The sequence below is a fragment of the Janthinobacterium sp. PSPC1-1 genome, from assembly GCF_049897625.1.
Classification (GTDB): domain Bacteria; phylum Pseudomonadota; class Gammaproteobacteria; order Burkholderiales; family Burkholderiaceae_D; genus Janthinobacterium; species Janthinobacterium tructae.
This window is the reverse complement of sequence record NZ_JAFCWP010000003.1, coordinates 402,032-422,185: the sequence shown is the minus strand read 5'-3', so window position 1 is coordinate 422,185 and position 20,154 is coordinate 402,032. Positions and strand designations below refer to the sequence as shown.

At 51.8% G+C, this 20,154-nt stretch carries 16 protein-coding genes and 3 pseudogenes; 18 read left to right on the top strand and 1 reads right to left on the bottom strand.

The genetic code is table 11. The features are described from left to right. Positions 1 to 113: 113 nt before the first annotated feature. The gene (locus tag ACP7EG_RS12980; protein WP_426087912.1) at positions 114 to 359 is read right to left on the bottom strand and encodes a DNA-binding protein; all 246 of its coding nucleotides are present in this window, start codon (positions 357 to 359) and stop codon (positions 114 to 116) included. Positions 360 to 1,313: 954 nt separating this feature from the next. On the opposite strand from ACP7EG_RS12980, the pseudogene ACP7EG_RS12975 reads away from it, so the two are divergent. The 18 genes and pseudogenes from ACP7EG_RS12975 to ACP7EG_RS12890 all read left to right on the top strand — a co-directional run. Then, positions 1,314 to 1,613 (top strand): annotated as a pseudogene (locus ACP7EG_RS12975) (sigma factor-like helix-turn-helix DNA-binding protein); the annotation flags it as partial. Between the two features lie 1,728 nt (positions 1,614 to 3,341). Continuing rightward, on the top strand, positions 3,342 to 5,273 hold the full coding sequence (locus tag ACP7EG_RS12970) for a DEAD/DEAH box helicase family protein (protein ID WP_426087911.1): 1,932 nt from the start codon (positions 3,342 to 3,344) through the stop codon (positions 5,271 to 5,273). A gap of 3 nt (positions 5,274 to 5,276) precedes the next feature. After that, complete coding sequence (locus ACP7EG_RS12965; RefSeq protein ID WP_426087910.1) at positions 5,277 to 5,474, top strand: CxC ATPase DNA modification system associated small protein; 198 nt, start codon at positions 5,277 to 5,279, stop codon at positions 5,472 to 5,474. Between the two features lie 47 nt (positions 5,475 to 5,521). Next, positions 5,522 to 7,441: a hypothetical protein gene (locus tag ACP7EG_RS12960; RefSeq protein ID WP_426087909.1), complete on the top strand. Its 1,920-nt coding sequence runs from the start codon at positions 5,522 to 5,524 to the stop codon at positions 7,439 to 7,441. Between the two features lie 9 nt (positions 7,442 to 7,450). After that, positions 7,451 to 7,942, top strand: coding sequence for a hypothetical protein (locus ACP7EG_RS12955; protein ID WP_426087908.1), 492 nt, complete (start codon positions 7,451 to 7,453; stop codon positions 7,940 to 7,942). 488 nt (positions 7,943 to 8,430) lie between these two features. Continuing rightward, a pseudogene (locus tag ACP7EG_RS12950) lies at positions 8,431 to 8,989 on the top strand (IS66 family transposase); the annotation flags it as partial. A 193-nt stretch (positions 8,990 to 9,182) separates the two neighbouring features. Then, the gene (dndB, locus tag ACP7EG_RS12945; RefSeq protein ID WP_426087907.1) at positions 9,183 to 10,289 is read left to right on the top strand and encodes a DNA sulfur modification protein DndB; all 1,107 of its coding nucleotides are present in this window, start codon (positions 9,183 to 9,185) and stop codon (positions 10,287 to 10,289) included. A 4-nt stretch (positions 10,290 to 10,293) separates the two neighbouring features. Further along, a complete protein-coding gene (gene dndC, locus ACP7EG_RS12940; protein ID WP_426087906.1) occupies positions 10,294 to 11,772 on the top strand; it encodes a DNA phosphorothioation system sulfurtransferase DndC in 1,479 nt (492 codons plus the stop codon). Then, positions 11,762 to 13,786, top strand: coding sequence for a DNA sulfur modification protein DndD (gene dndD, locus ACP7EG_RS12935; RefSeq protein ID WP_426088060.1), 2,025 nt, complete (start codon positions 11,762 to 11,764; stop codon positions 13,784 to 13,786). The genes dndC and dndD overlap by 11 nt, the downstream gene beginning before the upstream one ends. Next, complete coding sequence (locus ACP7EG_RS12930) at positions 13,776 to 14,165, top strand: DndE family protein (RefSeq protein WP_426087905.1); 390 nt, start codon at positions 13,776 to 13,778, stop codon at positions 14,163 to 14,165. Before dndD ends, ACP7EG_RS12930 begins: the two co-directional genes overlap by 11 nt. Before the next feature lie 272 nt (positions 14,166 to 14,437). Then, positions 14,438 to 14,569 (top strand): annotated as a pseudogene (locus ACP7EG_RS12925) (hypothetical protein); the annotation flags it as partial. Positions 14,570 to 14,582: 13 nt separating this feature from the next. Then, the gene (locus tag ACP7EG_RS12920; protein ID WP_426088067.1) at positions 14,583 to 15,140 is read left to right on the top strand and encodes a hypothetical protein; all 558 of its coding nucleotides are present in this window, start codon (positions 14,583 to 14,585) and stop codon (positions 15,138 to 15,140) included. A gap of 227 nt (positions 15,141 to 15,367) precedes the next feature. Further along, positions 15,368 to 15,913, top strand: a complete 546-nt coding sequence (locus ACP7EG_RS12915) for a hypothetical protein (protein ID WP_426087904.1) — start codon at positions 15,368 to 15,370, stop codon at positions 15,911 to 15,913. Between the two features lie 11 nt (positions 15,914 to 15,924). Continuing rightward, positions 15,925 to 17,142 (top strand): DNA phosphorothioation-associated DGQHR protein 1, encoded by a 1,218-nt coding sequence (locus ACP7EG_RS12910; RefSeq protein WP_426087903.1) that lies wholly within the window; start codon positions 15,925 to 15,927, stop codon positions 17,140 to 17,142. A 30-nt stretch (positions 17,143 to 17,172) separates the two neighbouring features. Then, positions 17,173 to 18,081, top strand: coding sequence for a phosphorothioated DNA-binding restriction endonuclease (locus ACP7EG_RS12905; protein ID WP_426087902.1), 909 nt, complete (start codon positions 17,173 to 17,175; stop codon positions 18,079 to 18,081). A 220-nt stretch (positions 18,082 to 18,301) separates the two neighbouring features. Then, positions 18,302 to 18,952 carry a TetR/AcrR family transcriptional regulator gene (locus tag ACP7EG_RS12900; protein ID WP_426087901.1) on the top strand — a complete coding sequence of 217 codons (651 nt, stop codon included), beginning with the start codon at positions 18,302 to 18,304 and terminating at the stop codon, positions 18,950 to 18,952. 169 nt (positions 18,953 to 19,121) lie between these two features. After that, a complete protein-coding gene (locus tag ACP7EG_RS12895; RefSeq protein ID WP_096238041.1) occupies positions 19,122 to 19,772 on the top strand; it encodes a protein-L-isoaspartate O-methyltransferase family protein in 651 nt (216 codons plus the stop codon). Positions 19,773 to 19,785: 13 nt separating this feature from the next. Continuing rightward, on the top strand, positions 19,786 to 20,109 hold the full coding sequence (locus tag ACP7EG_RS12890) for a rhodanese-like domain-containing protein (protein WP_034788759.1): 324 nt from the start codon (positions 19,786 to 19,788) through the stop codon (positions 20,107 to 20,109). The last annotated feature ends 45 nt before the right edge of the window (positions 20,110 to 20,154 follow it).

Below are 20,154 nucleotides of genomic sequence, written 5' to 3'. Positions count from 1 at the left end.
GGCTGCATTCGGAAGACACTACAGGTTCCAACCTTGTTGACGTGTCTTCTGATACTGCAACCGCTGACGGCTCCCGAGAGGGGGCCGTTTGCGTATTTAATTGTGTTTGACTGCTACGGGTCGTTTTCCTCCTCTGTCGCCAACGTACGGTTCATCAGTACCAGCTCCTGCTCCATCAACCCCTTCTTCAGTCCAAGCGCAACTGCGATCCTGTGACTTTGCCCACGGGTTGGCACGCCCTTAGCTTGCAATACCCGATACACCAACGTTGGGTTGAAGCCGTTGAAGCGCGACCACGCCGCGACCGATATCCCGCGATCTTGGAATTCCTTCAACACTTCGAGAGGGGTGCGGATCATTGAGCACAGTCGCCTACTAATCAAAACAATCACCTTACCTGAACAACTATATCCGCGCAACAGATTGATTTTATTCAGTTTTTATCGTTATGCGTTTCTTTCGATTTGTCAGAAAAATGATTTTTTGATCCCAATTTTCATCAGATAGGGTACCTTGAGTCCGATCACTTCGCTCGCGCTAGGCCTGCGCCGTAGGCGACCGACAACGCCGCCCGATACTTGAGACTGCACGCCGAGGCGATAAGACGCGCGGCCTCCTCTCGACTGCGTATTCCGATCAAAACCAACCAGTCATTCCGGTTCAAAACCATCCAGGCATTCTCGTGCAATGCCGGCCGGTGATTCCGATCCCATTAGGCCATTGGTTTGGTTTGGATCCGGAACACCAAACGTTATCAAGTGAATTGGGGATGATGGTTTTTAAATGACCGGTTGAGTCCGGACCCCGTTGCGGGCGTTCGCTCCGCGCCGCCCAGGCAGATATCGGTGCCGAGCACAGAAGGTTGAACTGGTTGCGTTACCGTTCGGGCAGAAGTTCACATCTTTGGGAAGTTTGGCTGCAGCGGAGCGACATAAATTTTTTTAAACCAATACTCAATGTCTTGAATTGGAGGTAAAGTGATGGTCGCAGCCAGCGGGACATCGCACTCCTTTGTCAGGAAGTTCCAGCAGCGGAGCCATTAACTTACGAGTCATATAATCGGATTGAACGGAGCATCGGTGCAAGAGCTAGATTTTCAATGCACACCAAGCCGTCCTTCAGGACAGTCGTCACCTCAACATGAGCTCGTCCAGCTCGCTTTTTCTCATGGTGCATCCACGCGCCTTCGGAACTCACTGCTCGCGGGGCAAAACGAGGGCGCATTAGACGATATCACCGTCGAGGCGGTATTAAAAGGAGCCCCCACTGCGATTGCCACTTTAAAGCGACTGTCAAACTTTGGTGCAAAATCGATGCATGAGCTGGCTTTGCTTGTTCGCATTGCTTCTCGGTCGCCCTCCCGCGTTGAGAGTGTCAATGATGCGGCAATACCGGATCTTTCTCCATCGCGTAATAGTGGCCAGGGTGAAATAGCTATCGCTTCTGCGCTCGACGCGCTCGAACATGTGGATGCGAGATCGAGACAAGTTATAGAAGAGAGATTGGGGCTTCGCGGCGACGAGCAGCAAACCTTAGCTGAAGTCGGCATCACCTTAGACCTCACCCGCGAACGTGTTCGCCAGATTGAGGCGAAGGTTCTAAAACGACTTCGCAGAATGTTTGAACATACTTTTTCCAGGATGCTCAAAGATGCGCAGTCCTCCACGCTCGCCAGGTTGGCAACAAATTCGGTCATACCGGACACGGATGAGGGGGGGCTCTTCACGTCACTGTCGCCGGAGGTCCGCCTTATGGTACGAACTTTGTACAAGAATTCAAGAACATGGCTTGACACGGTTGCGACCAGGATTGAAAACGGGTGGCTGTTAGATGGACTTCCGATAGAGTCGTATGTGGAAGCAAAAGCGTTTTTAGCAAACAGATTAAACGAAATAAAGTTGCCCTGCCAACTGACCAATGTACTCCGTGCGGAGTGTAATTTTGCTAACGCAATGGTGGAGGTTATCCGACTGGAACGGAGCCTTAAGGTTGTAGATGGATATGTGGTACCTCGCAGATCAACGAGACGACCTCGACGAGCCGTTCGCATTCATAAAATAATGCTGAGGCGAGAATTTGCCGATCCAATCAGCCTTATTGAACTTAGAGACGCTTATCTAAAGGCACATCTGGACGATCAATGCGGAGCGCGAGATTTGACGATCGTTTTGTCGACGAACCCGCAGTTGTTCTTGAACCAGTACGAGATGGGATGGCTGCCGTTCGGAGCCCTGCAAGCGAGTTCATTATCGACAATGTTACCAGTAGGTCAGGAGGAATCAGCATCTGATGAAATTGCAGCGGATGAAAACGAAACCGCCGAAGACGATGTCGACACGCTCCGCAGCACGCTTTCTCAAATCTTACTGACTCACGGCCCACAGAGCTTTAATGATCTACGTCGCATTTTTGTCGCACAAGTTGGAGGAAAGTATTCGAAGGCTAGTGTCGGCCCCATCTTAATTTTTCACGATGAATTCGTTCGCATTGGGCCTGGAATCTACGCGCACCGAAGACATCTCCAAGACTCGAAATTGCTAAGTGATGCTACTTCTAGGCTCCTGCTCAACAAGTCACAGTGTGAAGTATTCTGCCGCTCGATCTGGGCTGGTGAATCTCCGCTATCCTACTTGTTGTGGACGCCACTCGTTCAAGTTAAGTGGGCGGAATGGTGCTACGACTCAAACGACGAGAAATTGCTAGCATCGTTGCTGGCTGTCTGCGTGATTGATGATTGGCCGGTTAAGGCGGGCGATAAATCTAGGTGGTTGCGTCTTCAAGAGCGCCTTGCTTTCTATACGTTAGAGGAACCGCCTCTCACCCTAACGGAGCGCCTGCCGAGTTTTCGAGAGTTTCTTGCTGTGGCAGCTCATGCGGTCAGGACGGGGCGCGTAAGCTGGCTGAGTGCAAATCGAGTCAACGGTTACAGAGTTGAAGATCGACATGCGGTATCACTGTTAGCCCTGCTGGTGGCCGCAAGAATAATTGAGCCAGCCATGCATTGGCAGCATCAACACCAGGCGAAAGAGAATGCCGAGATCGTTCTCCGTCCCTTTTTGACTTCCGCTGAACACCAGCCCCCCACTAAGTGGCCGATGACATTGGTTCGTTCGATGCGAACTGGATACGACTCGATGTTAGAACCGGGTTGGACCTCGGGTGAATCCACGTGTGAACTGCTCGATGCCATCCAACAGGATGCGTTGCGTGATGAAGAAGTCGATACAGTTGTTCTAACTGAAAGTGGGAAGTACGAACAACTGAAGAGGCAACTTAAGAATGAAATAATTTTCGACAATCTGCGTCTGCGGTTGGCAATGAGACACAAGGAGTAAGGAATCGTGAACGCTGAACTTAAGGATCGTATCCAGGGCCTGAGGAATATATATCGCACGGGAACCAGCAATCTAGCACACGATTTTTTCGAGCCTTGCTTGGCAACGTGCTCACAATATCGACGTGCTGCAGGTTTTTTCTCGAGCTCTGCACTTAAGACTTGGGCACAAGGTTTGCCACGGCTCTTAAGGGACGATGTATCGGTCAAGCTGCTCATCTCGCCGAAACTAAGCGAGCAGGATGCACGAGCTATGGAAAGCGCTGTCGCCGATGAAACTCGTCTCCGTATCTTGCAACGAGCTGCTGATGGCCTTATTTCTGAGGCGGTTCGATTTGCTAATGATCCCGAGGATCAACAACTCCAGCTTAAGTTGTTTTGTTGGATGATCGCGACTGGGCACTTGGAAATCCGCTTTGGAATTCCCAAGCACATAGAAGACCCAGGAATGTTCCATGATAAATGTGGAGTCTTCGATTTTCCGGACGGCCGTCGTGTGGGCTTCACAGGTTCTGCAAACGAAACAATCTCGGGCCATCACAGAAATTTCGAGAGAGTCCACGTCTTTCGCAGCTGGATCGATTCCGATGCAGAACGATTGGAGGCTACCATTGAAGACTTCGAAATAATGTGGAACCAGCGTGATGACGACCTCCTTGTCATCCCACTCTCGAAGGACTCGTTGGCGTTGATCAAGGCAAATGCGGCAACTGAACGCAGTCCTCCGCCAAGCGGCGTCCCTGCCGAAGCGGACCCTCACCAATGGCGTCATCAGGATGAAGCGCTTACTGCATTCGTGACCCACGGATCAGGTGTTCTGGAGATGGCAACCGGCACTGGGAAAACACGGACGGCTCTGAAGATCCTATCCCACCTGATCGACACCAAGGCCGTTGATTGTGCAATCGTGTGCACTGTTGGAAATGATCTGTTGGGTCAATGGCATAAGGAGATTTTGGCTTGGCGGAGAGCGCGAGGAATGCGTTGGCGCCTATACAGACATTTCCATAGTTTCCACGACATTGAGCTTTTTGGGGCTGATCCCAAAGAAAGCTTGATTGTCGTTTCACGCCAGCAGTTAGCAAGCCTTTTCAGGCGCCTCTCGCCCGCAGTGCGTGCACGGTGCATGATCATCCATGACGAAGTACATGGTCTCGGCTCTCAATCGAATTTGGCGGCGTTGCGCGGTGAACATGCGAATTTCCCGCATAGGCTTGGACTAAGTGCGACGCCTGAGCGTGAATACGATGGCGAGGGAACAAATTTCATTCTCGACGAATTGGGCCCCGTCATTTTTCGCTTCGGATTGGAGGACGCAATTGACCGAGGGATTCTCTGTGAGATGGACTACGTACCATTGCCGTACGAGTTGTCGGATGAGGATCGGAAGCGGTTGCAAGGTGTTCATGCCCGTAAGGCGGCAGCGTCGCAGAACGGAACGCCTATGTCTGACGAGGAATTCTACAATGCCTTGGCGACCGTCTACAAGACAGCGGAATATAAGCCACTTGTGTTCCAGCATTACTTGGCAGACAATCCACGGACATTGGAACGGTCTATTATTTTTGTCGATAACAAAGAGTACGGCGACAGAGTCTTGCAAATAATTGCACCGCACACCCATTTATATCGAACGTACTATGCGGCGGACGATCCAACAGATTTAAAAAAGTTTGCCCTTGGGAGTATAGACTGCCTGCTAACTTGTCACAGAATCTCGCAGGGGATAGACATTCGCAGTTTGACTACGGTGGTTTTGTTCGCGTCGTCTAGGTCGAGACTGGAAACGATCCAGCGTATTGGCCGCTGCCTAAGGTCGGATCCGAGCGAACCCGGCAAGCGAGCACTAGTCATAGATTTTGTGTTGGAAGGGTATCGTGCTGACGCTGAACGGAGTGCTTGGCTAACGTCGTTAGGACAGATAAGAAAGGGTGAATAAGAAATGGCCGCAGATCTTGAAGTTGTAAACGCATTGAAACAAGCTGTAGAAGAGCAGAATCAGCCGGCCGGTCTCGAAAAGGCGTTAGTCGCTTGGCTTAATGAGATGAGCCAGAACGAGCTAGACCAAGGAGATCACCGACGGCACCTTGAATCCGTAAAACATGCCGTGCAGTTGCAGCCCGGAGACAGCGAAAAATGAAACTAACCATGTTGGGATGGGAAAGCATTGGATTGCGGTGCCCGGACATGTCTATCGATCTTACAAAGAATGGTAAGGTACCGAAGGTATCGCTCGTGCAGATGCCTAATGGCACAGGGAAAACGACAACGCTCGATTTGATCATGGCTTCCTTGACTGGCAAGGCGGAAGAGTGGCTGAGCTCACAAGTGCGTCGTTTTCGTCGCGCTGGTGAGTTGAACGACAGTGGGAAGTTCATCTTACGATTGTTGATCGATGACGACCCGCTGACGTTTGAAATGTCGTTCGACTTTTTAGACGATCAAGTCACTTACCGAACCACTTTCAGGTCGAGTGGCGGCATCAAATCCGGGTGGGCACCTCCTCCTGACGTCAAGCGATTTCTAAAGGATAAGTTCGTTAGATTGTTCATATTTGATGGTGAACTTGCCCAAAGCCTGTTGGATGGTAGCAAAAGCAAAGCGGCAGATGCCATTGATACACTCTGCCAGCTGGAGCATCTTGACGAAATTCTAAAAGTTACGGAAGCGGACTGGCAGCAGGCGACTCGGAATACGGGCGCGAAGACTGCGTTAGGGCTGACACTTTGGCAGTCGAAAGAGAAGCGTCTAGCCACGCGGCTTGGCGAAGTTAAGGAGACCAGGAATACTTTCTTGAATGATTCAGAGCGGCTTTCCTCGTTGATCGAGAATCTGAACGCTCAGCTCAGTGACAACCTTAAGTACAACAAGACGACTCAAGCCCGTAAAGACGAGCTTGAAGAGCTCGTGCGAACTGCTGAGGCAGCGATTACTTCAAAGACTAAGAGTCTTCTACTGTTGATTCGTCAGCCCCATTTCCTTTCGCCGCAGTTCGCCGGTGGACTGGCCACACTGAAAGATCAATTTGATCGTGTACGGCTTCCCGAGAGCACTTCGAAGCAATTCTTTGTAGAGCTCGCTGATGAACCAATTTGTATCTGCGGGCGCCCGATCGGCACGCACGAGCAGGCATCCATCCTGGAGAAGGCGAAGCACTATTTGGCGAATGAGTTGTATAGTTTTATCAATAATCTAAAAAGCGATATAAAGCAGTTTGTGGTCGACGAACCTTCCGGGCACGAGGCGTGCGTTGATGTGGCGATTGAGGAACTTCGCGAATTTCGACGGGAACTAAGTGACTTGAAAACTGAATATGAAGAGATACTTCTAGATTCCATCGCGAGTTCAGGTGACGCATCAAAGCAGCTGGCAATAGAGTTGGAAGCGCGCAAACGTGAATTGGCCGACATCGTACAATTCTTGGAGAAAATTGACGAGCATCCGGAAGGCGACATCTATGAAGAGAGTTGGTCGATCCGTGGTCTGGAGAGTGAGCTAAAAAAGATACGTAGCCAAATTGCTCAAATCACTGGCACAGTGGAACTTAAGGCTCGGCGAGATTGTATATTTGCGATTGTTGAGAAGACCAAGGGCCTAGCTCGGCAAAGGCTGCGCGACGCTGTGCGCGATGACTGCAACGTCCGTTTGGGTAAGGTACTTTCTGGAGATCCACTTCGTATCGAAAGCATTCGAAATTCCTTATCGCTACACGACCAAGATGGGGCCAGCGTCGGTCAGACGCTTGCTGTTGGTTACACCTTCTTGAGCACGTTACTCCATCGAGGCGCACATAAATTCCCATTGGTTGTTGATAGCCCTTCAGGGCCTCTCGACGATCACGTGCGTAAGCAAGTTGGGAAGATGATCCCCAGCTTATGCGAACAGTTCGTTGCGTTCACGATTTCGACAGAGAGAGAGCATTTTTTGCCGGCGCTTGAGACAGCCGTAGGCGATTCGATTGTGTATCTAACAGTATTCCGGGCCGGCGCGGGAACGCAGCAAATGTTGGACGTCTTGCCTGGTGACGCCATACGAAGCTCCGACGGTGTTGTAGTGCCTGGACGAGATTACTTCACGAAGTTTGTGATCCCTGAAGAACAAGAATAGGAGACCTAGATGACGTTTCATCGTAGACCTGAGATGGATGTGTGGTTTGCTTACCTGCAGAGGGATGCTTCGTTGGAGATCTTGTTCGACAACTACTATTTGTGCCTGATGATTGGTTTTGCTAGCCTGAGAGACGATCCGTTGACGGGAGGCGTCGAAATGGTGCGTCGATTCCCTTCCCAATATTTTACTGTGGGGAAACTCGTTGTGGGTTTGTTGCTTATTGCGGAGACCGAGAAGCTGGGTAAAAAGCTAACCAATAAAGGGGATGTCGAGTTTTTGGTCAATCAATATCTTGACCCCAGTGATGCTAACAGCCTGAACGAAGACGGTTTCGATAGGTTAAATCGATACGCCAATGGCGGATTCAACTATTTGGTAGAGACCCACAATGACAGGCCGCATCATGCCGACGCGTTTTTGGCGTGGTACTCCAAAGAGCTTCGTTCATTGACGAGCACTAACGAGCTTTGGGCTGCACAGTCGACGAAGATTCTGTAAAAGCATTCCTTCAGCCCGGTGCTATTTTTGTTCGCAGAGCGCCGGGTGCATCACCCACAAAATTGCTTAAGTTTCTGATTTTATTGAGTTACCTGGTTTTAGGTAAAATTAGGTAATAGGCCGTTTTTCCCTGCGCCTGTCCTGTTATCAACGCCATGCTGGTCCAGCTGACCGTCAAAAGCTCTCTCACAGTCGCTGCCCCAGCACCTTCAGGGTAAGCGTAAAGCCAGCGCCGTCTTGAGCCGGGTGTTGATTTGCTAGATGATGGCTTCACACCGCTGGGAAGCGGCGTGTTGTTTAGGCTGATGGGAGCTGCGCGGCGCAGTTCTAGGGCAGGAAGTCGTCAACTCGGTTGAGTATGGGCCGAGTTTCCACGACACCGGCGACGTTTACAATGTCATCGCGGGTTGCCATGCGATACCAGCGTGTCGTTGCCGCGTCTGTTCGATCATTTCCGCTGCGCTGGTCTTGTCCTGATGGTTGGCGATGCCTGCTGGGCGCACGCCCGACGTAAGTTCTACGATCTGAGTGCGGCGCAACCGACGGCGCTGACCACCGAAGCCCTGCGACGTATTGCTGAACTGTACGTGATCGAAGCCGAGCTCCGTGGCAAGCCTCCAGACGAACTAAGGCAGGCTCGGCAAGCACATGCGGGCCTTTGCTTGATGAGCTGGAACACTGGCTGCGCACCACGCGCGATACGTTGTCCCGGAAGTCCGATACGGTGGCCGGATCCTGTCCGCGATTAAGCTGTGGTCGGCGCTGCTGCGTTACTGCGACGAGGGCATCATCGAGATCGACAACTCGGCCGCCGAGCGGGCGCTGCGCGGTGTCTCCATCGGTCGGCGCAACTACCTGTTCGCCGGTGCCGACAGCGGCGGCGAGCGTGCCGCCGCGATCTACTCGCTGATCGGCGCGGCCAAGCTCAACGGTGTTGACCCCGAGGCCTGGCTGCGCCATGCGCTGACCCACATCGCCGATCACCCGGTCAACCGGGTCAACGACTTCTTGCCTTGGAACTGCGCCGCGCCGATTCCCTCGGCTTAAAACCCGCCGCTTCCCAGCGGTGTGATGCCATCATCTAGCAATTCCAAGCAGGGTTCAAGACGGTGCTGGATTTACGCTTACGATACACTCGTTGATCGGAACGGCCAAGCTGATGGAAGAGCGTTTATGGAAAGTATTGGCAGAGATAATTTGGAAGTGATAAAATGACTTCCATTTGTCATGGAAGTCAAAATTGGACATCCCAGAGCTCTTCCACAGTTTTCCAGCTGTTCAGGGCACGCAGGCGGGGAAGACTTTCTTCATCGCAATGTGTCCACTTAAGCTGATCCCACGACTTTTTGTCTTTGACGAGGAAGAAGTGCCGCCTGAAATGAGGGCACAGCGTACCTTAAATCTTGCTCGCGTCCCGGTGATCGCCAAGTATCTGGTTAGCAACCCGAACGCTTACATTCTCTCTGCTCTCACGGCTTCAGTCGGTTCGAAGGTGAATTTTCTCCCTTATGGGACGACACAATCGACACTCGGGCTCCTGCAGATTCCAATGGGTGCCCAGATTTTGATCAACGACGGCCAACATCGTAGAGCTGCTATAGAGGCAGCCATTAAGGCGGCTCCTGAGCTTGGCCAAGACAACGTCCCGGTCCTCTTTTTCGTAGATGAAGGTTTAGTTCGCAGCCAGCAGATGTTTGCCGATCTGAATCAGTACGCGGTTCGTCCGGATACATCTCTGGCGATACTCTACGATCATCGGAGTCCAGAGTACGAGCTTGCCCGATATCTGGCGCGCGAGTGCAACGCTTTCAAGTCTCTTACCGAATTAGAACAATCGAAGATCTCGAATCGCTCCACCAAACTTTTCACTCTTAGCGGCATCAAGCACGCAAACAGAGCACTCCTAGGGAAAAAGCCGAAAGAAGGTTTCTCGGCAGAAGAGCGAATCCTTGCAAAGGAGTTTTGGGATGCGATCGCGGATCAAATTCCGGACTGGACGAGAGCCAGGACTAAAGACGTTGTGACTTCGGATTTGCGGTTGAAGTACGTGCATGCCCATGGTGTCGCCCTCCATGCGCTGGGTATTGCAGGGGCAGCGTTGCTAGCATCGCGTCCAAAGACCTGGAAGACCTCAGTTAGAGCGTTGCGCCAACTTGACTGGGCCCGATCCAACGCGGAGCTGTGGGAAGGGCGTGCAATGCTACACGGGCGCATAAGTAAGGCTACTAGCAATATTCGGCTAACTGCCAATTTGCTGAAACTGCATTTTGGCCTAAAGCTCAATGCAGAGGAGCAGCTGCTCGAAACAAATAGTGGGCTTAAGTCCCCGCAACAAGTCGGAGAATAAAGGAATGGAACATCTGCAACTTTCGCGCGAAGATATTTTAGAGATTTATCAAGCAGACGCGCGTCCTTGGGTAATCGGGTACAGCGGCGGTAAGGATTCAACCGCTGTCGTCCGCTTAGTATTTGAAGCACTATCATCGCTTCCATCAGAAAAGCGAACAAAGCCAGTTTTTGTTGTGTCTTCCGATACGCTTGTGGAGACGCCAATGGTCGTCACCATCATCGGTGACTCCCTCGACAAGATGGGCAGAGCCGCATTAGAGCTTGGTTTGCCGATAAACGTGGCACCTCCGGTAACACCAAAGTCTGACGACACCTTTTGGGTCAATTTGATTGGCCGTGGGTATCCTGCGCCGACGCGGCAGTTCCGCTGGTGTACGGAGCGGATGAAAATCGACCCAGTGAGTGAATTCATTCGAACAAAAGTAGAAGCATATGGTGAAGTAGTAGTCGTTCTCGGCTCGCGCTCTGAGGAAAGTGCATCGCGTGCTCAAGTGATGAAGAAACACCGCATCGAAAATTCTCGGCTGTCGCGTCACACTAGCTTGCTGAACGCCTATGTGTTCACTCCGATTGATCTGTGGAGTGCTGATGACGTTTGGGAGTACTTATTTTCCGGCCCAGCACCTTGGGGCGGCGATCATCAAGCCTTGTTCGACCTATACAAAGGATCTAACGCCGGCGAATGTCCTCTGGTAATTGATACAACAACGCCGTCGTGTGGTAACTCTCGATTTGGCTGCTGGGTGTGCACAGTGGTGACGCAAGATCGCGCGATGGACGGGCTAATCGAAACCGGGCATACGTGGATGATTCCGCTAAAGCAGCTTAGGGATCAGCTCTACGAGACGACCAAACCTGAAAACAAGGCCCAATTCCGAAACATACGCAGACGCGATGGCAGTATTACCGTTATGACCAACAAAACGAGTGGCGAAGACAAGCACGTGCTCGGGCCGTACAAGCTCGACTATCGGAAGCAGCTACTTCAACAGCTCTTAGAAAGCCAACGACGCATAGATGCGGAGAATCCGGGGGTGCCGTTCGCACTGATCACGAAGCCTGAGCTGGAAGCGATCCGAGTGCAGTGGAGAACAGACCCTAACGAGCCTGACTGGGAGGATAGCATCCCTCGGTTATATCAAGAGATCATGGGCGTTGCGCTGGACTGGGAAATTAATGATGACTTCATTTTTTCCGGTGAGGAGGCAACGTTAGTTGCAGAGCTATGTGCAAAACATGGGCTAGCAAAAGAGCTCTTCATGAAGTTGATCGAGTTAGAACTTTCGTTTGAAGGATTTACCCGCCGCTCGAAACTCCAAGATAAATTGCGAGACTTAATTTCTCGTGATTGGGGTCCCGAAATGGAAGCAATTTCTCGGCAGCAGGGGCGACGTTCTGTGTCACGCAACCTCGAAGAGCAGGAGTGCGCTTTGCACAAACGATACGCAGACTTGGGAAAGGTAATTGCAGATGCAGCTTGAAAGATTAACGATATCTGATTTCGGGTTATTTAGCGGTCGACAGGTGTTCGATTTGACACCGAGAGTGCGCGACGGCGTAAAGTGCCCAATCGTCCTATTTGGTGGCCTTAATGGTTCCGGTAAGACGACTTTTCTCACAGCTGTTAGGTTTGCGCTTTATGGTCGCGGTTCGGTCGAAGCGGGGGCAACTCAAAAACAGTATGAAGCGTTATTGGATGATCTAATTCATCGGCCGCGTAACTCATTGGTTCGGGCCACAAACGCTTCCATTTCGCTTGAATTTACGTACGCTCGACTGGGAAAACGTGTTTCTTATCGCGTGCTGCGCAGTTGGGAGGCGCGGGCTCAGGGCGTTGAAGAGAGTCTGAGTGTTTTTCAGGGCAACGAGGTAGATGAAGTGCTTGGAGGCGAGCAAGCGCAGGCTTTTCTTAATCAGCTTATTCCTGCTGGCATATCGCAGTTTTTCTTCTTCGACGGTGAGAAGATTGCCGCCCTCGCACGTGACGATTCGGATGTGGTCCTCGCGGACGCCATCCGGCGCCTTCTTGGGCTTGATCTGGCTGACAGGTTGGGTGGCGACTTAAATGTATTCCTTCGTCAAAAGCGCGCCAACAATGCAAATCAAGATGCGCAGGCGAAAGTCGCGGCAATTGAAGTGCAGTTGTCGTCCTTGGAGGCCGAGTCTCAAGTCGACATGAAACACCTCGAATTTGAACTGGAGCCTGCACTTGATAAAGCGAAGCAGGACTACGAACAGCGCAAGGCCGAGCTTATGGATAGGGGCGGTGCGTGGGCAGTAAATCGCGGGGAGCTTGAGGCTCGGGTTGATCGTTTGCGTTTGGATCGGCTAGAACTAGAGGATCAGTTGCGCGACCAACTTTCCGGTATCGCAATTTTCACGTTGGCACCAAAGCTTTGTTCCAAGGTCGTCGTAGCACTTAAAGAGTCGCAAGTCCTTTCTGAACAGCGGACACTTGCAAAGGTTGTGCTGAAGGAAGCCAGCGTATTGAAAGCGCGGCTCGCCACAATGGAAAAGCTCAAAGGTGAGCAACGCATAATCGCTACCTGCATTGATTCCTGGGCGGCGGAGCTTACTACTGTGCCAGAAGTTAGTTCTGAGATTGACTACAGACTGTCGGATGCCGAAGCGCGTAACGCGATCGTCTCGCTTTCCATCACTGCGCCATCCGCGCAGCGCGAACTTGCAGGTACATTTGCTGTTTTGAGGAACGTCGTGCGTGATGAGGATGCAATCCTAGAGCAGCTGGCACATGCACCCTCAGAGGAATCAATTCGAGATGCGTTTGATTCCTTGACCTTGGCCGCATCTGAGGTGGCGCTGTATCAAGAAACGCGTAAGAACTTCATTACGGAAATGCGCCGAAAAATTTGGATGCAAATTGATCTTACTCGGCAATTGAAAAAGCTTATTTCTCAAGTGGACAACATCAGTGTTAATAGCAGGAGCGAGGATATTGCGGAATCACTGCAAGATATGATTTCCGAATACAAAGGAGCTTCTTCAGAGGAGAAGTGCAAAAGCCTTCGCAAGCACTTCCTTACTGCCTTTTCACGTCTCGCTCGGAAGGGCGACGTGGTCCATGATGCGCAAATCAACTCAACCGACTATAAGGTTACATTGCTCGACCGCGACGGTCGTGAAATTCCGAAAAAGCGACTGTCAGCAGGAGAGAAACAGATTTACGCGATCGCCATGTTAGAGGCTCTTGCCAAGGCCTCCGGGCGCCATTTGCCGATTATCATCGACACGCCCTTGGGGCGCCTGGATAGCAAGCATCGACAAAAGTTAGTGGAGTCTTATTTCCCAGTGGCAAGCCATCAGGTGATCATTCTCTCGACGGATACCGAAATCGACAGGTCTTTTTATGATGGCCTTCAACCTCATCTCTCCCATGGGTATCACCTTTCGTTCGATGAAGCGGTAGGTGCAACCACGGCACGCGAGGGATATTTCTGGAAACGTTCAAACGATGGGAGTGCATATGCTGCCTAAGCGACTTCGAATTTCTCAGCAAGCCACTGAGACTCTAAAGCTTCTCAAAGCTCGTACTGGTTTGACGCCAAATATTGTTTGCAGAATCTCTCTGATTCTCTCGTTGGAGAACGGACCTGCAGGTGGCTTACGTTCTACCGAACAAGTTGGAAGCGAGTTCAATTCCTCAACACTCTTTGGCGAGTATGAAGTCATGTTCGATACGTTGATACTCGATGTACACGGCTTCTTGGGTATGAAAGAGAAGACCGATGTAATCGTCAGCCATATCGATGACGGACTCGCGCAGTTGAGGAAGTCAAAAAATTTGAAGGAGCTGATTGAGCACTGCGGATCGGGGCAAAGCATTGTTACCGAAACCGAGGAGCTGTACGCATAGGCATGGGCTCGTGGGGCTGGACAAGGAAAATCCTGAATGGCAGTCCACCGTCGGCTACAATCTACACAAATTACCGAAGGACGGTCACTGGACACTTGCGCAGCTGTCGACGCTACAGGTGGGTTAAATCGTTTACACAAATAAGAGGTACAGACTTGGCTAAACTCGATTCCATTGGCCGTGAGTTCATGGCCATAGCTATTCAATAGATGTAACTTTCATCTGGCCGAGGGCCAAAGGTCGGAGCGGTTTTCGTTAAGGATGGACGTGTGATGGCGAAAGGACATCGTCAAATAAATCTCCACGCTGAGCGGGATGCCATCCAGAAGGGAATTTCGTCTAACCATGGCATAAAACGCTCGACGATCTACAGCACTCTTGAGCCCTGCGTGAACCTGGGAGGTCAGCGACATTCATGTGCTGACCTTATTCTCGAAATTGGAATCACATCAACCGTCATCGGTCGATACGACATCAATCCACGCATTTATCGCGAGGGATGGAAAAAAACTCCGAGATGGCGGTGTGAGACTCAGAGACTTTGACGCTGATCTCCGCGAGCAAATTGCCCTGATAAACATGGAGTTTACCGACCATTTTGTATCCGGTGTCGGACCCACCGGCGGTGCCGAATTTGATTACTTATTGAACGGAGGAAACTTCGAGATCCAGTTCTCTGAGGAGGACGAGAGAAGTATTGTCATGCGCTGGTCGTCACGCAGCGAAAGTTCAGTTCACGCGTATGCCAATCGACCGGCCATCGTTGCCTTGGTTAAGCATGCCGCAGAGTTCTCGGAAATCGATGATCTCACTGCGTTTGACTTTAACTACAACGCTCCGATCAAGATTGGCGAGATTGCAGTCTTCACGAACAAGTCCTGTGCCGTTTTAGTGAAAGTGATAGAAGTCCATGGTGGCCCAGAGCGCGGCGCTAATCACACATCGGTCAAGATCAAGTTCGAGGTACGATCGTAGCGTGAGACTTAACGCGTTGAAAATTGCATGCAACGCGCTGCAATCGTGGCGAAGTTTCTGTCCGCAAAAAGTATGGTCCGCTCGGTTTGTAGCAGTTCGAGCATATTTTTTTCCATTTCGGGATTTGCACTTGGCGCACTTCAGAGTCGAAGAAATTTACAATGTAAACCCCTCGCCCTATAAAAGAGCCTGTAGTATGTGGGAAATCAAAAAAATTGGGGGCGAGAGTGGACGAAGCAGAGCGAATATCATTACGATTGCACTGGCCGGCATTAATGAGAGAACTGGGAGCTCGAACGGCACGGCCCATCTATCACCCAAGTTTTGTAATTTTCTTCTTAGTGGTGATTGTTGGCGTCGTTCCAACGGGATTTTGGATCGAGCTGTATTCGTATTGCACATCAGCCAAATCGGACTCTAAACTGCTGCGTGCGTCGATTATCTCAGTCGTTCCTGCCTTCGTGGCAGCGACATCGATGCAGTTAATTTGGGCTGAAAGTGCGCGGAAACTGAGGGCCGTAGCAATATTAGTCCTGTCAGTCTGTATGTTGGGCCTAGTATTCTGCGGCAGCGCAGGGATAGTGCCAGAAGCTGGTATTTCCCTCGGTATTGTTTCAGCAGTTCTCGCATTTTGGCTATGGTGGGTAGCCAATGCCAATCAAGTGGAGTTTCTGGATGAACCTTCTCCCACCTCATTCAACAATCCCGTTGGCGGAGATGTCGATAGTTCCATTCCCTTAGCGGGTAATCTTGATGGGTTCGTAACTGAATGAGGGTCGACCAGATGTTAAAGTTCCCTGTCAAAGTACCTGCTTTAAGAGTTGAGCAGCCACTTGGCGTCTATTATGTTGCCGTATTATCAGCAAATATCTTACTGGAGGTTGCCTACAGCGATGCGTTGAGCGCAAGCTTGCGCCCCAGTGGATCAAGCTATGAGCTTACGGGAACTCAGCGGCTGCCTCAACCAAAGCGAATTCAGCCTATAACGGATTACATAAACCGCATCGACTCAGCATTTCCTAATTCGATTATTTTAGCGGCCAATTTTCGGAAGGAAGACGGCCTTATCGAAGATGAAGATTGGGCGGAAGATGAGTCCACGACTGCGTCTGCCAGCCATCAAAGGTGGACTATAGATGAAGACGACAACGGCGGTTGTCATACTCTGACAATTCCGAGCTCTGAAAAGCTCGCGGCCATCATTGATGGGCAACACAGGTTATTCGCCTTTGCGCATGCAGATACTGATCGCCTAAAAATGGACTTGATCTGTTCAGTGTTTCTGGATTTACCTAAGCCGTTTCAAGCGCAGTTGTTTGCCACCATAAACTCTACTCAGAAACCCGTTGACAAAAGCCTGACATACGAGTTGTTTGGTTACAACTTGGAAGAAGAGTCTGAGATGTACTGGAGTCCCGATAAGTTGGCGGTATTTCTGACGCGTAAGCTGGGGACAGACGAAGGTTCGCCACTGAAAGGTAGAATCGTTATCGCTCCTAAACGAGATCGGGCACTCGAAAAACTAAGCGAAGGCAAAGGCTGGAAAGTCTCAACCGCAGTAATTGTTGAGGGAATAATGCGCTTATTTACGAGTAATCCAAAAAAGGACAGCACCAACCTGCTTGCAGTTGAACGGAAAAAGAGGATCCAGATCGCTGAGTATCGGAAGGACAAATCCCCGCTGAGAAGTGCCTATCTCAATAGCGAGGACGCTGTTATCTACCAGATGACGTTGAACTACTTGAAGGCTTGTCAGAGCACCTTTTGGAACAATCTGCAACCGGGTTCGTTTATTGCCAAGACAGTTGGTGTTCAAGCGCTGTTTGATATCTTGCGTCTCAACTCCACAAGGATTTACAAGGGCCGTGATATACGCGTCGTATACTTTGAGGAGATGTTGAAGCCAGCCGGCGGGATAAATTTCTCATCAGATGAATTTCGCAATGCATCCGGCTCAGGTCGAACAAAGATACGGCAGGCAATTGAGGCAGCCATCGCGTAATGATCGCTTGCGAATTTTAAGAAGTCATATATGCTCTCGACGCTACCTGTTGCCCTAACCCGGACGGCCTTTGTCGAACTGGTGAGAAACCTGAACGTTTACGAAAAATCTGGTAACCGTGCTGTACATAAACCTCTCCTGACGCTGTTAGCCTTAGCTCATGTTCAAGCAGGGAAGGGGCCGAAGCTACTTTTTCCTGAAATCGAATCAAAGTTGCATGACCTTATTAAGGAGTTTGGAAACACATCGGTTACCAGCGCAGGCACGGCACACTATCCGTTCTGGTACCTTCAGAATGATGGGTATTGGGAGGTTGAGCGCGCAGACGTGTTACCATCCCGGAAAGGAAAGGGCGAACCGGGGTTGAAAACAATGCGAGTGAGTGGGGCTCGCGCCGGGTTCACTCGACAGGCCTATGCGTTGCTGATTGAGCAGCCGGACCTTATTCAAGATCTCGCGAACGTGTTGCTTGATGCGTTCCCTGACACTCTCCGTCTTGATGTGATCCTCGCGGTTGGACTCGACGGCGATTTTATTGTCCCTGCTTCCAAGCGGTGCGGGAAATTTCGCGACAAGGTTTTGCGGGCTTACTCGTACGCTTGCGTGGTGTGTGGCTTTGACGGACGCATGTGGAAGAATTCGGTTGGCCTGGAAGCTGCACACATACGATGGGTGCATTTTGGAGGGCCCAACCACGTCTCAAATGGGCTTTGCCTTTGTTCCCTTCACCATAAAATCTTTGACCTTGGAGTTTTGACGATTGATTCACAGTCGTGGCAGCTTGTGATCAGTGGCGCTCTAAACGGTCTGGGGCCAGGTGTTAAAGCACTCCACGACCTCCATGGATCCAAGATCCGCACGCCTCCGATGGAAGGAGACTTGCCTTTGGCGGCTCATCTCGAATGGCACAGGAAGCAAGTGTTTCGATCGGGGGCGTAGCGGCGCGAGCTGCGGTCTACACTTCGACCGGGGGCATCGTCGCTATCGCGCTGCCCACGCGGCGGCTCGTGCAAGCTGTTGTGTCGTTGCGTGCAAGCGGATGTGTCGCCCGTGCAAAGGGATGTGTCGTCCAACGCGTCGTGCCAGTGGCCTGCGCTTGACCTTGGCGGTAGACAGGTCTACTATTAATGACTCAAAAGTAAGTTACTTGGAAAGATACATGCAAGCCCCGATTGATACCAAGCCCCGCTGGGAGCGGCGCAAGGATGCCCGCCCGCAGGAATTGCTCGCCGCCGCCCTCGACCTGTTTGTCGAACGGGGGTTCGCATCGACGCGCCTGGAGGATGTGGCCAAGCGGGCCGGCGTGTCGAAAGGCACCCTGTACCTGTACTTTGAGAATAAACAAGAGCTGTTCAAGGCCGTGGTGCGCGACAATATCGTGCAGTCGATCGGCGAGGCGGAAGACAGCATGGCCGCCTCGGACAGCAGCAGCGCCGAGTTGTTGCGCAAGGTGATGATGCAGTGGTGGGAAGAATTCGGCGCCACCAAACTGGCCGGTTTGACCAAGCTGATGCTGGCCGAAGCGAACAATTTCCCGGAACTGGCGCAGTTTTACAACGAAGAAGTCGTCACGCGCGGCAATGGGCTGATCGTCAGCCTGCTGGAACGGGGCATGCAGCGCGGCGAATTCCGCCAGGTCGATGCCGTGCTGGTCAGCACCATCCTCAGCGCACCCGTCACCATGCTCATGATGTGGACGCACTCCTTCCTGCCATGCGAGGTCAAGAATATCGATCCGCTCGCCTACATGGATGCGTTTATCGACATGAGCTTGCGCAGCCTGCAGGTGGAGGCGCCCGGAAAAAGCTGATGCGCCGGGCCTGGCTACAACCGTTCAGTTGCCCCTATCCAAGGTTCGCCCCCCCAAATCTGCAGATCGTCGCAAATTTCCTCCATTCCCCGCCTTTATGGTTAACATGTGCTTTCAGCCAGTTCAACGATAAAATGGCGGATTATTACTTCACTTACCGAGTCCAAAGATGAATATCGAACAAGCCCGCTTCAATATGATCGAACAGCAGATCCGTCCATGGGACGTACTGGATCTCGACGTGCTGGAGCTGTTGAACGTGGTCAAGCGTGAAGATTTCGTGCCGGCCGCCTATAAAAACCTGGCCTTCGTCGATACGGAAATTCCACTGGGCGGAGGCGAATGCATGTTGACGCCAAAGCTGGAAGCGCGCATTTTGCAAGACGTAGCCGTCAAAAAGCATGAAAATGTGCTGGAAATCGGCACCGGTAGCGGCTATATGGCTGCTTTGCTGGCACACAAGGCGCGTCATGTGACGAGCGTGGAAATCGTTCCCCAATTGAAAACCTTGGCCGAGCAGAACCTGGCCGCCAACGGCGTGACGAACGTGACCGTGGAACTGGGCGACGGCGCCCAGGGCTGGAGCAAGGGCGCACCGTACGACGTGATCGTCGTCTCCGGCGCCCTGGCCGTGTTGCCGGAAGCACTGTTGCAACAAGTCAAAGTCGGCGGCCGCATCCTGGCCATCATCGGCGAAGCGCCGATCATGTCGGCGCACCTGATCACGCGCAGCTCGGACAAGGCTTACGACACGCGCAAGCTGTTTGAAACCAATGTCACGCCGCTGCAAGCGGTGGCACCGTCGCATTTCCAGTTCTGAGGCGACCGATTCGATGGAGCATTTGAGTGCACCGCAGCTGGCCGCCTGGCTGGCTGACCCTTCCCGCCCGCGCCCGTTTTTGCTGGACGTACGGGAGCAGTGGGAGTTCGACCTGTGCCACCTCGACGGTGCCACCCTGATGCAGATGAACTCGATTCCTGCGCGCATCGATGACCTCGATGAAGATGCCGAGATCGTCTGCATCTGTCATCACGGCATGCGCAGCATGCAGGTGGCGGCCTTCCTGGAGCGCAATGGTTTTGGCAAGATCAGTAATTTGACGGGCGGCGTGCATGCCTGGGCGCTGCAAGTCGACAGCGCAATGCCTAAATACTAAGTCATTTTGTAGTAGATGCACCCAGGCATGTTTTCCTGCATGCCT